Source organism: Pseudomonas sp. B14(2017) (assembly GCF_002113255.1).
Lineage (GTDB): Bacteria > Pseudomonadota > Gammaproteobacteria > Pseudomonadales > Pseudomonadaceae > Aquipseudomonas > Aquipseudomonas putida_Z.
Genome location: NZ_NEJY01000004.1, coordinates 1 through 14,539, shown reverse-complemented (window position 1 = coordinate 14,539; position 14,539 = coordinate 1). Strand labels below are relative to the sequence as shown.

Annotated in this window: 11 protein-coding genes and 1 riboswitch; of the genes, 5 read left to right on the top strand and 6 right to left on the bottom strand. The window is 65.4% G+C overall.

What is annotated here, in order from left to right; translation table 11 throughout:
* Window positions 1-268: 268 nt before the first annotated feature.
* Window positions 269-1,594 carry a sigma-54 dependent transcriptional regulator gene (locus tag CAG34_RS04770; protein WP_085588394.1) on the bottom strand — a complete coding sequence of 442 codons (1,326 nt, stop codon included), beginning with the start codon at window positions 1,592-1,594 and terminating at the stop codon, window positions 269-271.
* A 341-nt stretch (window positions 1,595-1,935) separates the two neighbouring features.
* On the opposite strand from CAG34_RS04770, the gene CAG34_RS04765 reads away from it, so the two are divergent.
* Window positions 1,936-2,202 (top strand): hypothetical protein, encoded by a 267-nt coding sequence (locus tag CAG34_RS04765; RefSeq protein ID WP_013972506.1) that lies wholly within the window; start codon window positions 1,936-1,938, stop codon window positions 2,200-2,202.
* A 107-nt stretch (window positions 2,203-2,309) separates the two neighbouring features.
* Here the strand turns inward: CAG34_RS04765 and CAG34_RS04760 are convergent, their stop codons facing one another.
* The 4 genes from CAG34_RS04760 to cobW form a co-directional block, all read right to left on the bottom strand.
* Window positions 2,310-2,876, bottom strand: coding sequence for a VWA domain-containing protein (locus CAG34_RS04760; RefSeq protein ID WP_085588392.1), 567 nt, complete (start codon window positions 2,874-2,876; stop codon window positions 2,310-2,312).
* Window positions 2,877-2,977: 101 nt separating this feature from the next.
* A complete protein-coding gene (locus tag CAG34_RS04755; RefSeq protein ID WP_085588390.1) occupies window positions 2,978-4,000 on the bottom strand; it encodes an ATP-binding protein in 1,023 nt (340 codons plus the stop codon).
* 1 nt (window position 4,001) lies between these two features.
* On the bottom strand, window positions 4,002-7,763 hold the full coding sequence (cobN, locus tag CAG34_RS04750; protein ID WP_085588388.1) for a cobaltochelatase subunit CobN: 3,762 nt from the start codon (window positions 7,761-7,763) through the stop codon (window positions 4,002-4,004).
* 3 nt (window positions 7,764-7,766) lie between these two features.
* Window positions 7,767-8,834, bottom strand: coding sequence for a cobalamin biosynthesis protein CobW (cobW, locus tag CAG34_RS04745; RefSeq protein ID WP_085588386.1), 1,068 nt, complete (start codon window positions 8,832-8,834; stop codon window positions 7,767-7,769).
* Between the two features lie 99 nt (window positions 8,835-8,933).
* A riboswitch (cobalamin riboswitch) is annotated at window positions 8,934-9,147 on the bottom strand.
* Between the two features lie 98 nt (window positions 9,148-9,245).
* Here cobW and CAG34_RS04740 point away from each other — a divergent pair.
* From CAG34_RS04740 to CAG34_RS04730, 3 genes are all read left to right on the top strand, one after another.
* Complete coding sequence (locus CAG34_RS04740) at window positions 9,246-9,605, top strand: hypothetical protein (protein ID WP_085588739.1); 360 nt, start codon at window positions 9,246-9,248, stop codon at window positions 9,603-9,605.
* 326 nt (window positions 9,606-9,931) lie between these two features.
* On the top strand, window positions 9,932-11,509 hold the full coding sequence (locus CAG34_RS04735; protein ID WP_085588384.1) for an ATP-binding cassette domain-containing protein: 1,578 nt from the start codon (window positions 9,932-9,934) through the stop codon (window positions 11,507-11,509).
* Window positions 11,510-11,645: 136 nt separating this feature from the next.
* Window positions 11,646-12,665, top strand: coding sequence for a branched-chain amino acid aminotransferase (locus tag CAG34_RS04730; RefSeq protein ID WP_013972500.1), 1,020 nt, complete (start codon window positions 11,646-11,648; stop codon window positions 12,663-12,665).
* Window positions 12,666-12,883: 218 nt separating this feature from the next.
* Here CAG34_RS04730 and CAG34_RS04725 read toward each other — a convergent pair whose 3' ends face one another.
* Window positions 12,884-13,312: a multidrug/biocide efflux PACE transporter gene (locus CAG34_RS04725; protein WP_085588383.1), complete on the bottom strand. Its 429-nt coding sequence runs from the start codon at window positions 13,310-13,312 to the stop codon at window positions 12,884-12,886.
* Window positions 13,313-13,404: 92 nt separating this feature from the next.
* On the opposite strand from CAG34_RS04725, the gene CAG34_RS04720 reads away from it, so the two are divergent.
* A complete protein-coding gene (locus CAG34_RS04720; protein ID WP_085588381.1) occupies window positions 13,405-14,259 on the top strand; it encodes a LysR family transcriptional regulator in 855 nt (284 codons plus the stop codon).
* Window positions 14,260-14,539 lie beyond the last annotated feature (280 nt).

Sequence of the window (14,539 nt, the reverse complement as noted above, 5' to 3'; positions counted from 1 at the left end):
ATGCCCGCGAACACCGGCGTAGCCGGTGCCATCCACCGCGGCGCCTACTTCGCGGGCATGCCCGCTCCCACAGGGATCGCGCAAGGTCCCGGGGCTGGCGCCAGGCCTGTAGAGGCAATGGCCTGAATCAAAGACCTTGAAGCCTACACGGTCAGTGTGGGAGCGGGCATGCCCGCGAACACCGGCGTAGCCGGTGCCATCCACCGCGGCGCCTGCTTCGCGGGCATGCCCGCTCCCACAGGGACCGCATGACCTTTTGCGCTGCTGCTCAGCGAATCTGATGCTTGTGCAGCAACCGATAGAAAGTCGGCCGGGATATACCTAGCACCTTGGCCGCCACGCTCAGGTTGCTACTATGCCGGCTGAGTACATCGCACAGCGCCTGGCGCTCGGCCCGGTGCTTGTACTCCTCCAGCGTACCCAGCGGTTGCTGCATCTGGTCGAGGGTCTGCAATCCCAGGTCCTGCGCCTCTATTTGCCGACCTTCGGCCAGCACCAACCCGCGCCGCACCCGGTTGGCCAACTCGCGGACATTGCCCGGCCAGTCATGCCGGCCCATGGCCGCCAGGGCATGGTCGCTGAACGAACGCGGTCGACGCCCGGTTTCCAGGCTGTAGAAATGGGCAAAATGGCTGGCCAGCATCGACAGGTCGCCATGCCGGTCGCGCAAAGGCGCGGTCACTACCTGCAACACGTTCAGGCGGTAATACAGGTCTTCGCGAAAGCGCCCTTGCTCAATGGCCCTTTCCAGGTCCACGTGGGTTGCCGCCAGCACCCGCACATCCACCGGGATCGGCTGGCTGCCCCCCACGCGCTCGATGTGCTTTTCCTGCAGAAAACGCAGCAAGTTGGCCTGCAACTCCAGCGGCAGGTCGCCAATTTCGTCGAGGAACAACGTTCCACCATGGGCCGCTTCGATGCGCCCGGCCTTGCGCTGATGAGCACCGGTGAAGGCGCCCTTCTCATGGCCGAACAGTTCCGACTGGATCAGGTGCTCGGGGATCGCCCCGCAGTTGATGGCAATGAATGGCTGCTCGCTGCGTTGCGACTGACGGTGCAGGGTGCGGGCCACCAGTTCCTTGCCGGTACCGCTTTCACCGCGGATCAGCACCGGCGATTCAGTAGGCGCCAACTTGCCCAGCAGCTTGCGCAACTCGCGGATCGGGCGGCTGTCACCGAGCAGCTCGTGGCTGGTTTCATCCACCCTCGCCACCCCTTTGCCACGCAGGCGCGCCATGCCGAAGGCCCGGCCCAAGGTAACCTGCACGCGGGAAACGTCGAACGGCAAGGTGTGGAAGTCGAAGAACCATTCACAAACGAAATCGCCGACGGCCGGCATGCGCAGCTGTTCGGCGCTGAGCACGGCAATCCATTCGGTGTTGCTGCGCTTGATCAAGTCCTTGACCCCGTCCGGGCGCCTGAGGTGCGACGCCTGCAAGCGCAACAGGCCCACATCGCAAGGATGATCCAGCGCGGCACCGAGCATGCAGCTGTCCACATCCCAGCCTGCGCTGCGCAATCCAGGCAACAAACGGTGGCAGTCATCGCAGGGGTCGACGATGAGCAAACGGCGTAGAGCGGCAGGCTGCTGCATGACCGATCCTTGGCGCCAGTTTTCGGTTTTGTGAAATAAAACAGTAAGTTGTGGCGCCCGATTAACAGTAGCAACGAAGTTGACGGTTCCCAGTACCGTCTGTCTGCCGAATCATTTTTTTACAATCAGTGACGGGAATTTTCGCACTTTATCGACATCACATGGCGGCATGGGCAAGAACGGATTCGAACCTGGCAAATTTTTTTACAACCAATGTGTGACTCGCCCCCGGACAACGAGCATCAGTACACATAACCCCGCGCTGCACTTCGCGATAACCGAGGCGACTTTGAAGCAACGCGGACTTACCTGGATGTTTGGGACCATAGAGAGACCGAACCATGAATGCCCCGCTCCGTGTCAACGAAGCACTGCTGATTGCCGACCACGCCTTCGAACCTTTCCAGTGCGTAGCCTGGGATGCACCCAACGGTACTGGTGAACTGAGCCTGGCAGTGATCGACCGGACCAGCACCCGCATCGGCAGCAAGCAAGTGTCCTCGCGTATCTACTCCGACCCGGCCCAATGGGCCAGCCTGATCGAGGAAGTGCGCGCCGAACTGTGCGAAAAAGGTTACGACCTGCAACCGTGGTCGATGCCGAAATAATATCGGCCGGCAAACCAAGTGCGTGCACCGCCACGCACTTGTACAACTTCCGAGTTGCTGTTCTGGCAACTTTTCTTATTGCGACATAGTGTCGCATCGATACTTTTTCAATCCACCAACCTGAACTGTTGCAGGTGCTGGTAATCAGCCTGAAGTTGTTGCGCCAGACGCTGCGCACGGCCCAGGCGCACTGGCGCCAGTTCCATATCCACCAGCAAAGTGGCACACGGCATTGGTTGCACGGCATTCCAGTGCTGCAGGCGACCGTCGGTAAACACCAGGCAGCGCAATGCTTCTTCAGGGTGGGCCCGTTGCCGCGCCTGCAACCAGTGCCGAGCCTGTTCCAGTGCTGCGATCAACGGCGTGCCGCCACCGGCACCCAAGGCTTGCAGCCAGGGTTGCAAAGCGGCCGAGGCCTTCAGGCCGTGGCGCTGCCACTGCGGCGTGCGCCCGCTGGCGGTAAGCAGGGCCAGCCGGGCACGCTGGCGGTAGGCCTGGTCGAACAGCGCCGCCAGCAGCCCTTTGGTTTGTGCCAACGCCTGGTGGCGGCGGGTCGAGGCCGACGCATCGACGATTATCAGCCACAGTTCTGCGGGCCTGCTCTGGCGTTGTTGCCAGCACAGGTCCTGGCGCTGGCGTGGCCGGCCCTTGAGCAGGGTCGGCAGCCAGGCCACCCGACCGGCCGTGGCACTGCGCGACCGCCCTCGGCTGGCACCGTACTGCTTGCCTGCGCCTGCTTTGGCATCCGCCCCTTTGGCAGGTGGCTGGGGGATGCTCAGGGCTTTTTTGCCCAGTTCGGCACCTCGCGGCGGGCGCCGCTGGCCACCGGCTGCGCCGCCATCGCGCCCCAGTCGCCCTGCCCGCCCTGTTCGCCAGGGTTGCCTGCGCCTTGCCGATCGGGTTGTTGCTCAGGCTGCTGCGGTGCTGCAGGGGGGTTGGCCTGGGGCGCAACGCGCCGGCGATGGCGCAAGGCGAACTCGGCCACTGCATCGACATCGGCCTCTTCGATGGCCTCGCCACCGCGCCAGGCACAGTGGGCGCGTGCAGCGCGCAGCCAGACCAGGTCGGCGCGCAGGCCGTCGACCCCGGCGGCGTAGCAGCGTTCGGTGATCCAGGCCAGCGCCTGGTCGTCCAGGGCAATGCCGGCCAGGGCCTGGCGCGCCGCCTGGCAGCGCTCGCGCAATTGCGCCTGGGCCTCGGCCCATTGCGCGCAGAAGGCCTGCGGGTCGCTGTCGAAGGCCAGGCGGCGGCGAATGATCTGCTGACGCGCCTCAGGCTCGGGCAAGCCTTCCAGGGCCACGTTGAGGCCAAAGCGGTCGAGCAACTGCGGGCGCAGATCGCCCTCCTCCGGGTTCATGGTGCCGATCAGTACGAAGCGGGCGCTGTGCCGGTGCGAGATGCCGTCGCGCTCGATGCGGTTGGTGCCACTGGCCGCCACGTCGAGCAGCAGGTCGACCAGGGTATCGGGCAGCAGGTTGACCTCATCGACATACAGCACGCCGCCATCGGCCTGGGCCAGCACCCCCGGGGAAAACTGCGCCTTGCCCTGCCCCAGCGCGGCATCCAGGTCGAGGGTGCCGACCAACCGTTCTTCGCTGGCGCCCAGTGGCAGGGTGACGAACGGGCCCTCGCCGAGCAGGTCGGCCAGGCCACGGGCCAGGGTGCTCTTGGCCATGCCACGCGGCCCCTCGATCAGCACGCCGCCGATCTTCGGGTCGATGGCGGTCAGGCACAGCGCCAGTTTCAGGTCGTCGGCACCGACCACGGCTGCCAGTGGAAATTGCACGGGTTCACTCATTTCAAGCCTGTTCCTCGCCGTCGAGCAGTTGTTCCTCGAGGGCTTCGCGGTAGTCGCCAGGCGCCTGCCACAGGCCGCGCTGCTGGGCCTCCAGCAAACGCTCGGTAAGGTCGCGCAGGGCCTCGGGGTTGTGCTCGCGCATGAAGTCGCGGGTCGCCGGGTCGAGCACGTAGGCATCGGCCAGCGCCTGGTAATGATGGTCGTCGATCAGCTGCGTGGTGGCGTCGAAGGCGAACAGGTTGTCGACCGTCGCCGCCATCTCGAAGGCGCCTTTGTAGCCATGGCGCTTGACCCCGTCGATCCACTTCGGGTTCAGCGCCCGGGCGCGGATGACCCGGTTCAGCTCTTCCTTGAGGGTGCGGATGCGCGGCCGGTCGGCCTGGCTGTGGTCGCCGTGGTAACTGGCCACTGCCGCACCGGACAAGGTTTCCGACGCCGCCAGCATGCCACCCTGGAACTGGTAGTAGTCGTTGGAATCGAGCAGGTCGTGTTCGTGGTTGTCCTGGTTCTGCAGCACCGCCTGCACCTTGGCCAGGCGCTGGGCGAACTGGGCGCGGGCCGGAGTACCGTCGTCGCTGGTGCCGTAGGCATAGCCGCCGTGGTTGAGGTAGACCTCGGCCAGGTCGTCGCGGCTGTGCCACAGGCGCCCGTCGATGGCGTTCTGCACCCCGGCGCCGTAGGCCCCGGGCTTGGCACCGAACACCCGCCAGCCAGCCTGGCGCGCGGCCTGCTCGGCGTCCACGCCCTGCGCCTGCAGCGCGGCACGCTCGCTACGCACGCGGGCGGCCAGGGGGTTGAGATCGTCGGGTTCGTCCAGCGCGGCCACCGCCTGCACTGCGGCATCGAACAGGCGGATGAGGTTGCCGAAGGCATCACGGAAAAAGCCGGAAACGCGCAAGGTCACGTCCACCCGCGGGCGGTCGAGCAGGCTGAGCGGCAGGATCTCGAAATCGTCGACCCGCTGGCTGCCGGTGGCCCACACCGGTCGCACGCCCATCAGCGCCATGGCCTGGGCGATGTCGTCGCCACCGGTACGCATGGTTGCCGTGCCCCACACCGAAAGGCCGAGTTGGCGCAGGTGATCGCCGTGGTCCTGCAGGTGGCGTTCGAGGATCAGGTTGGCCGAGGCGAAGCCCAGGCGCCAGGCGGTGGTGGTGGGCAGGTTGCGCACGTCCACGGTATAGAAGTTGCGACCGGTGGGCAGCACGTCCAGGCGCCCACGGCTGGGCGCGCCACTGGGGCCGGCGGGCACGAAACGCCCGGCCAGCGCCGCCAGCAGGCCATTCATTTCGGCGCTGCCGCAGGCGTCCAGGCTGGGTGCCACCGCTTCGCGCAGCGCCTGCACCACATCGTGCACCGGCTGCCATTCGCTCTGGGCTGGTAACTGTGCTGTTCCGCCCAGCGCCTGGTCGATTACCTGCAGCGCCAACACTTCGAGGCGTTCGCGGGTATCGCCACAGGTGCGCCAGGGCTCGCTGCTCATGGCCTGCAACTGCTCGGGGCGTGCGCCCTGCCATGGCTGCCCGAGTTCGCAATCGAGCGGGTCGAAACCCGGCACCAGCGCCTTGGCCAAAGCCCGCAGCAGGCTGGCATTGCCACCGCGACCGTCGCCACGCTCGACCCGCAACAGCGCCAGCAGGGTATCCAGGCGCAGCCGCCCTTCCGGGGACTGGCCGAACACATGCAGGCCATCGCGAATCTGCGATTCCTTCAGGTCGCACAGGTAGGTGTCCAGGCGCGGCAGCCACACGGCGGCATCGTCTAGTTGGCCTTCCAGTTGCAGTTCGCGGTCGATGTGGTTGGCCTTGACCAGTTCGAGAATGTCGCGCTGCAACTCCCGGGCGCGCCGCGGGTCGAGCAGCTGCGCTTCGTAGAACTCGTCGGCCAATTGCTCCAGGTGGCGCAACGGGCCATAGGTTTCGGCACGGGTCAGCGGCGGCATCAGGTGGTCGATGATCACCGCCTGGGTGCGGCGCTTGGCCTGGGCACCCTCGCCCGGGTCGTTGACGATGAACGGGTAGATATTTGGCAGCGGGCCGAGCAAGGCGTCCGGCCAGCACTGCGCCGACAACCCGACGCCCTTGCCGGGCAGCCATTCGAGGTTGCCGTGCTTGCCGACGTGGATCACCGCGTCGGCGGCAAAGGCATGGCGCAGCCAGAAGTGAAACGCCAGGTAGCCGTGCGGCGGCACCAGGTCCGGGTCGTGGTACACCGCGCTGGGGTCAACCTGGTAGCCCCGCGCCGGCTGGATGCCGACGAAGGTCAAGCCAAAGCGCAGGCCGGCCACCATTAGCCGGCCACTGCGGTACATAAGGTCCTGCTGCGGTGGCCCCCAGCGCTCCAGCACGGCCTGGCGGTTGGCCTCGGGCAGGCGCTCGAAGGCGGCCTGGTAGTCGGCCAGGCTCAGGCTCTGCGCGCAGGGGCGCAGGTCCAGATGGTCGAGGTCGTTGGTCACGCCGCCGAGCAACTGGTGGATCAGTTGCGTACCGCTGCCCGGCAAGTCGGCCAGCGGATAGCCTTCGGCCTGCAGGGCCTTGAGGATGTTCAGCGCCGCCGCTGGCGTGTCCAGGCCAACGCCGTTGCCAATGCGGCCATCGCAGGTCGGGTAGTTGGCCAGCACCAGGGCCACGCGCTTTTGCGCATTCGGCAGGCGCGCCAGTTCGACCCAGCGGCGGGCCAGTTCGGCGACAAAGTCCATGCGCTCGGGGTGGGCGCGGTAGCAGACCACGTCGGACTGGCTGCGCTCGCTGCGCCAGGCCATGTCCTTGAAACTGACCGGGCGGGTGATGATGCGCCCGTCCAGTTCGGGCAGGGCAATGTGCATGGCCAGGTCACGCGCCCCCAGGCCCTGCTCGCTGGCTTCCCAGCCGGGCTGGTTGTCTTGCGCGCAGATGGCCTGCAGCACCGGGATGTCGCGACGGAACGGGCGCAGGTTGGGCCGTTCGGGGCTGGACAGGGCAAAGCCGGTGGTGTTGACCAGCACTTCGGCACCCACCTCGTCCAGCCAGGCTTCGACCTGCTCCAGGCAGGCGCTTTCCTTGAGGCTGGCCACGGCGATCGGCAACGGGTTGAGCCCGGCGGCCTGCAGGCGCTGGCAGAACACATCGATGAACGCGGTGTTGGCCGCCTGCAGGTGCGAGCGGTAGAACAGCAGTGGTGCTACCGGCTGTTCGGGATGCCACTGCGGGTACCAGTCCTCCAGCGTGGCGCTGCCCTTGGCCGGGTGATACACGGCGGTGCGCGGCAAAGGCTGCGGCTCGTCCCAGGCATAGTCGCGGCCCAGCCACTGGCTGGCCAGGCAGTTGAACAGGTTGATGGCGTTGGCCTTGCCGCCCTGGCGCAGGTAGTGCCAGAGGCGCTCGGCCTGCTCGCCGCTGACACTGCCCAGGCTGGTCAGCTCCGGGTCCGGGCGGTCGTCGCCCGGCACCAGGATCAGTTGCACGCCACGGCCAGCCAGCTCGACCAGTTGCTCGACGCCATAGCGCCAGTAGCCGACGCCGCCGTGCAGCGACACCAGGATGACTTTGGCATGGCGCAGCACCTGGTCGACGTACAGGTCGACCGAGGCATGGTTCTGTACCTGCATCGGGTTGGCCAGGCGCAGGCTGGGGTAATCCTCGGGCAATTGCTCGGCGGTATCGGCGAGCAATGCCAGGTGCGAATCGCCGCTGCAGAGAATCACCAGCTCGGCGGGCGTCTGGCCGAGGTCGGCAATGCTGTCATCCGGCACGAAGCCGCCGGGCTGGGTCCGCAGCAGGTGCATGGGTCAGGCGCCCAGTGCCTGGCGCAGGCGCGCTTCCAGCTGGGCGGCGTCGAGGTCCTGGCCGATCAGCACCAGGCGGGTGATGCGCGGCTCGTCGGCGCGCCAGGCGCGGTCGAAGTGCTTGTCGAAACGGGTGCCCACGCCTTGTACCAGCAGGCGCATCGGCTTGCCCGGGATGGCAGCGAAGCCTTTGGCGCGCAGGATGCCGAATTCCACCACCAGCTGGGTCAGGGCGTCGAGCAGCAGGCTTTCGTCGGCTTCGGGCAGGTCGATGGAGATGGAGTCGAAGGCGTCGTGGTCATGATCGTCATGGTCATCGCCGTCATGATGCGAATCGTGGTGGGTACGGCGGCCATCGATGTGCGCCTCGGACTCGGCGCCCACGCCCAGCAGCACCTCCAGCGGCAGCTTGCCGCTGCTGGCCTCGATCACCTTGACCGCCGGCGGCAGTTCTTCGGCCACCTCGGCGCGGACCTTGGCCAGGCCTTCGGCGTTGATCAGGTCGGCCTTGTTCAGCACCACCAGGTCGGCGCTGGCCAGCTGGTCGGCGAACAGTTCGTGCAGCGGCGACTCGTGGTCCAGGTTGGGGTCGAGCTTGCGCTGGGCATCGACCTGGTCCGGGTAGGCGGCGAAGGTACCGGCGGCCACCGCAGGGCTATCGACCACCGTGATCACCGCGTCGACGGTGCAGGCATTGCGGATTTCCGGCCACTGGAAGGCTTGCACCAGCGGTTTGGGCAGGGCCAGGCCGCTGGTTTCGATGAGGATATGGTCCAGGTCGCCACGGCGTGCCACCAGCTCGCGCATCACCGGGAAGAACTCTTCCTGCACCGTGCAGCACAGGCAGCCGTTGGCCAGCTCGTAGACGCGGCCGGTGGCTTCTTCTTCGGTGCAACCGATGCTGCACTGCTTGAGGATTTCGCCATCGATGCCCAGTTCGCCGAACTCGTTGACGATCACCGCAATGCGGCGGCCCTGGGCGTTGTCGAGCATGTGGCGCAGCAAGGTAGTCTTGCCCGAGCCGAGGAAGCCGGTGACGATGGTGACGGGGAGCTTGGCCAGTGTTTTCATGTCGCATTGCCCTTGGCAGATTGGCGCGGGCATGCAGGACGACAGCCACGGGCCAGACCGGCCGGGCTTGTTCGCCACCGGATCACCCCGCCCGGTTGAAAGTCGAAAACGTGACGAGGCAGGTCTCCTGGCTCGCACCGTTCCATGTGCCCGCTGGTGCAGCGGGCTGGCGGGATGACGCCTTCCCGCGCGCGGGCGCAGTGGCTGTGTCGATCCGTTGTCGGTGCTTACAGTTGCGGGGGCAGCCGCGGCTTGTACCGCGTTCCCGTCTTAGCTTCGGCCTGGCCGAAGAACCTCGAAGTGGCAAGGCTACGCAGTGGCTGGCGGGTGGTCAACCATTGCTGTCGGGCTGGCCGACAACAAGTGGCGCAACTGCGTTACAGTGGTGGCTTTGAGCAGCGAGGCACCCCGGTGAAACCCCTGAACAAGCGCGATATGGCACGCCTGGAGCGTGAACTGGTGGTTTGCCTGACCGAAGCCTGCGAAACCGCCAAGGCGGAGATCGTCGGTTTCAGCTGGCTTACCCATCGTCTTGCTCCCGAGGATTTTCCGGCCAGCCTGCGTATTACCTGGGTGTTCGAGCGAGAGGCCGACAAGTCCGCCGCCGTGGCGGGCGACGCGAAGGTACGCATGCTGGCGCTGACCGGCCTGGCTTTGGAACAAGCCGGCATTCAGCTGGATCATCCGGCCTGGCATGTGCGGTTTGACAGTGAAGAGGCCTGCCAGCAGAGCCACGGGGGCGACTGGAGCAAGCGCTTGATGGGGCGCTGAACCAGGGGCATGCGCGGTCCTGGCTCTTGTAGGAGCGGCCTTGTGTCGCGATAGGGCTGCGAAGCAGCCCCAGCAATTTGTGCCTCTATGCTGAAACCCTGGGGCTGCTTCGCAGCCCTATCGCGACACAAGGCCGCTCCTACAGGGGCCGCGGCGCACTCGCGGAATCTGTTTTCCGGCGACAACGATGCCTCTATCCGTTAGGCTACGCATTCCCCTGTCACGAGGTGTTCGTCCAATGCGCCATTGATGCCGCCGTCCCTTCGACGGCCAGTCTTCAGCCTCCGGTTCGCTCCGGAGATGTCGCGGCATTTGTGGAGTTGTGCATGACGAACACGTCGATCCTGACGCTGGACAGCGTCTCCTTGGCCTTGCCTGACGGCAGGCTGTTATTTACCGACCTCAGCGAAACCTTCGACCAACGCCGCACCGGCCTGGTCGGGCGCAACGGTGTGGGCAAGAGCCTGCTCGGGCAGATACTTGCCGGCCAGCGCGAACCAAGCAGCGGCCAGTGTCGGCGCCTTGGGCGCATCCATCTTCTGGACCAGCAGGTGATCGAGCACAGCGCCACGGTCGCCGACCTGGCCCAGGTGGGCGCGGTGCTCGCTGCGCTGGAGCGCATCGAGCAAGGCAGCGTCGCACCCAGTGACTTCGACACCGTTGGCGAACGCTGGGATATCCGCGAGCAATTGCAGGGGCACCTGCAACGCCACGGCCTGGGCCAGCTCGACTGGCACCAGCCCGCCCACAGCCTGAGCGGTGGCCAGGCCATGCGCGTGGCGCTGGTCGGCGCCTGGCTCAGCGAAGCGGACTACCTGATCCTCGACGAACCGAGCAATCACCTGGACAGCAACGCCCGCGCCCAACTGCTGAGCATGATCGAAGCCTGGGACCGGGGCTTGCTGGTGATCAGCCATGATCGCAGCCTGCTCGCGCACATGACGCGCATCGTCGAATTGTCCAGCCTGGGCTTGCAGGCCTATGGCGGCAACTACAGCTTCTATTCGGCCCAAAAAGCCAGCCAGACGGCACAGGCCCAACAGCAACTTGCCCGGCTGAAACAGGAGCAGCAACGCCAGGCGCGCGAACTGCAGCGCCAGCGCGAAGACCTGGAACGTCATCAGGCCCGCGCCGGGCGCAACGCCAGGCACGCCAACCAGGCCAAGATCCTGGTCGACCGCCAGCAGGAACGCAGCCAGGCCACTGCGGGCAAGCAGCGCCGCGACCATCGCGACGCCCGGCAGGCGCTGCAGGGCAAAGTGCGTGACGCCGCCCGCGAAGTCGAGCAGGACAGCGCCATTACCCTGCATGCACCCACGCCGCAGCGTCATCCGGGCCGCGAAGTGCTGGCCTTGCAGGCGCTGCACCTGCCCCGCGGCACGCGCAAACCACTGAACCTGCGCTTGTGCCTGGGCCAGCGGCTGGGCCTGGTCGGCGCCAATGGCAGTGGCAAATCCACCCTGCTCAGGCTGATGAACGGTGAGTTGCCAGCACCGCCCGAGCGCCTGCGCCTCAGGGGTGAAACCGCCCTGCTCGACCAGCACTGCAGCGCACTACCAGGCCACACCAGCGTGCTCGACCACCTGCGCCAGGCAAACCCGACCCTGGCCCAGGGCGACTTGCGCAGCCGCCTGGCGCAACTGGGCCTGGATGCGGCCCGCATCGAACTGCCCAGCGGCCTGCTCAGCGGCGGTGAGCGGATGAAGGCGGCACTGGCCGCCGTGCTGTACCGCGAACGGCCGCTCGACCTGTTGCTGCTGGACGAACCGGGCAACCACCTGGACCTGCCGTCTCTGGCCGCACTGGAACACATGCTCGGGCAGTTTCGCGGGGCGCTGGTGGTGGCGTCCCACGACCAGGTACTGCTCGACCAGCTGGCGCTGGACGAGTACCTGCACCTGTAGAAGCCGCAATGAATGCATTGCAGGCTATCAATTCGTGACTGGCCGTTCCCGATCTGCCACGGATGTATTATGGTGGCGTGGTGCGCATATAACAGCAGCCCGAGCAATCGGGCACTTGCAAGACAATGAGGGTGTCATGAGCAACGAAAGCATTAATTGGGACAAGCTGGGTTTCGACTACATCAAGACCGACAAACGCTACCTGTCCGTATGGCGCAATGGCGAGTGGGACAAAGGCACCCTGACCGAAGACAACGTACTGCACATCAGTGAAGGCTCCACGGCCCTGCACTACGGCCAGCAGTGCTTCGAAGGCCTCAAGGCCTACCGTTGCAAGGACGGTTCGATCAACCTGTTCCGCCCGGACCAGAACGCCGCCCGCATGCAGCGCAGCTGCGCCCGCCTGCTGATGCCGCAGGTGCCGACCGATGTGTTCATCGAGGCGTGCAAGCAAGTGGTCAAGGCCAACGAGAAGTTCGTGCCACCGCATGGTAAAGGCGCCCTCTACCTGCGTCCGTTCGTGATCGGCACCGGTGACAACATTGGCGTGCGCACCGCCCCCGAGTTCATCTTCTCGATCTTCGCCATCCCGGTTGGCTCGTACTTCAAGGGCGGCATGAAGCCGCACAACTTCCAGATCTCCAGCTTCGACCGCGCAGCCCCACAAGGCACTGGCGCGGCCAAGGTCGGTGGCAACTACGCCGCCAGCCTGCAGCCGGGTGCAGAAGCGAAGAAAGCCAACTTCGCCGACGCCATCTACCTCGACCCGCTGACCCACACCAAGATCGAGGAAGTCGGTTCGGCCAACTTCTTCGGCATCACCGCCAACAACGAGTTCGTCACCCCGAAATCGGCTTCGGTGCTGCCAGGCATCACCCGCCTGTCGCTGATGGAACTGGCGCAATCGCGCCTGGGCCTGACCGTGATCGAAGGCGATGTGGAAATCAACAAGCTGGACCGCTTCATCGAAGCCGGCGCCTGCGGTACCGCTGCGGTGATCACCCCGATCGGCGGCATCGAGTACAACGGCAAGCTGCACGTGTTCCACGACCTGGAAAAGGTCGGCCCGGTTACCCAGAAGCTCTACAATGAGCTGACCGGTATCCAGAGCGGTGACGTGGAAGCACCGGCTGGCTGGATCGTCAAGGTTGCCTGAGGCGCTTTAACGGTTTGAAAAACGGGGTAGGCCAGCGATGGCATGCCCCGTTTTTTATTGGCTGATGGCACCGGCTGCGCCGGTGTTCGCGGCGAAAGCCGCTCCTGAAACCTGCACCGTCCCTGTAGGAGCGGCCTTGTGTCGCGAAAGGGCTGCGAAGCGGCCCCAGGATATCCGCACAATGCACAAATCGAGGGGCCGCGCAGGGCAGTTAGTTCTCATGCAAGGCGACGCTGCATCAGCAGGTGCCGGGCTTTGTCGAAGGCCCAGTTGTACAGCACGGTGTAGGGCAGGATGATCACGAAGAAGCCCAACTCCACCATGAACGCCTGCAGCAACGAAATCTCCAGCATCCACGCCGCCACCGGCAGGCACCACACCACCAGCCCGGCTTCGAAGCCCAGGCCGTGCACAAAGCGTGCGCTGGCCTTCCAGTGGATGCGTTCGACCCGCACGTAGCGATCGACCAGCGCGTTGTAGACCATGTTCCACAGCATGGCGATCACCGACAGGGACACCGCCAGCGCCCCCGCCGTCGCCAGCGACTTGCCCATGATCCAGGACAACAGCGGCGCACACAGCAGCACGGCGAACACTTCATAACCGACGGCGTGAACCAGGCGTTCGGTGAAAGAGACGTTTTTCATTGCAAATTCCATCCATTGCGTGAGTCGTGCTTCCTATTTTCTTTGATAGAACTGATACTCGCGACATAGCTACCATCGGTTTTATCAATACCATGCGCTACTCACCCGAAGCTCTGGTCGCCTTTGTCGAAGCTGCATCGCTAGGTTCGTTTTCCGCTGCGGCGCGCAAGTTGCGCAAAAGCCAGTCCACCATCAGCATCGCCATCGCCAATTTCGAGGCCGATGTGGGTTGCCCGTTGTTCGAGCGTGGCGGCCGTCACCCCACGCTGAACGAGGCTGGGCGGCAGGTGCTGAGCCATGTCGAGGCGATTCTCGATGCCAGCGCCCAGCTCGATGCCCTGGCGGTGCGGCTGGCGGAAAATGTCGAGGCTCTGGTCTCGGTGGTGATGTCGGACAGCTACAGCGTGACCTTCCAGGGCGCGGTGATGGCCCGCTTCGCCCAGCACTACCCGCATACCGAGCTGCGCTGCGGCCCCTCGGAAGATGCCGATGTGATCGAGCTGATCCAGCAGGGCCTGGCACATGTCGGCATTCTTGCCACCCAGCCCAGCTACCCCGCTGACGTTGCCGTGGCACGCTTGCCCGAGCAGGCAGAGTTTGGGGTGTACGTGGCCAGCGGGCATCCGTTGGCGGCTTTGCCCCAGGTGCAGACGCAGCACCTGGAGAACGTCCGGCAGCTGTATATCAAGACCTATGCCCCCAGCTTGCACCACGGTCGTGGCCAGGCCTGGTCGGCACCGGACTACCTCACCCTGCTGGAGTTCGCCGTACGCGGGTTCGGCTGGGCCGAACTGCCCAGGGCACTGGTGGCGCGGTTTGGCAGTGGGCTGGTGGAGCTGCAGGTGGCCGGGTACCCGCGACGGGTTGACATGGACGTGGCCTGGTCGAGCCGGCGCGCGCTCGGGCCGGCGGGGCAGTGGCTGGTGCGGCAGATGTTGGGGCAATAGGCCTTTATCGCATTCAAGATCCTGGGGCTGCTGCGCAGCCCGTCGCGACGCAAGGCCGCTCCTACAGGGGCACTAAAGCGAAAAATCCTACAACGTTTTAGGAAGCCCATTGCTCCCCCGCGAAGGCGTTCCTCGCTAGTGTTTTGGCCGTTGCGTCAAATCACTGGAAAAGGAACTCCTGATGAGCATCAGCAAAGCCATCCACATCGCCATGCAGGAAGAGATCCCCAACACCTACGGCACCTGTAATGCCTGCGAACGCTCCGGCCTGCCAATTCTG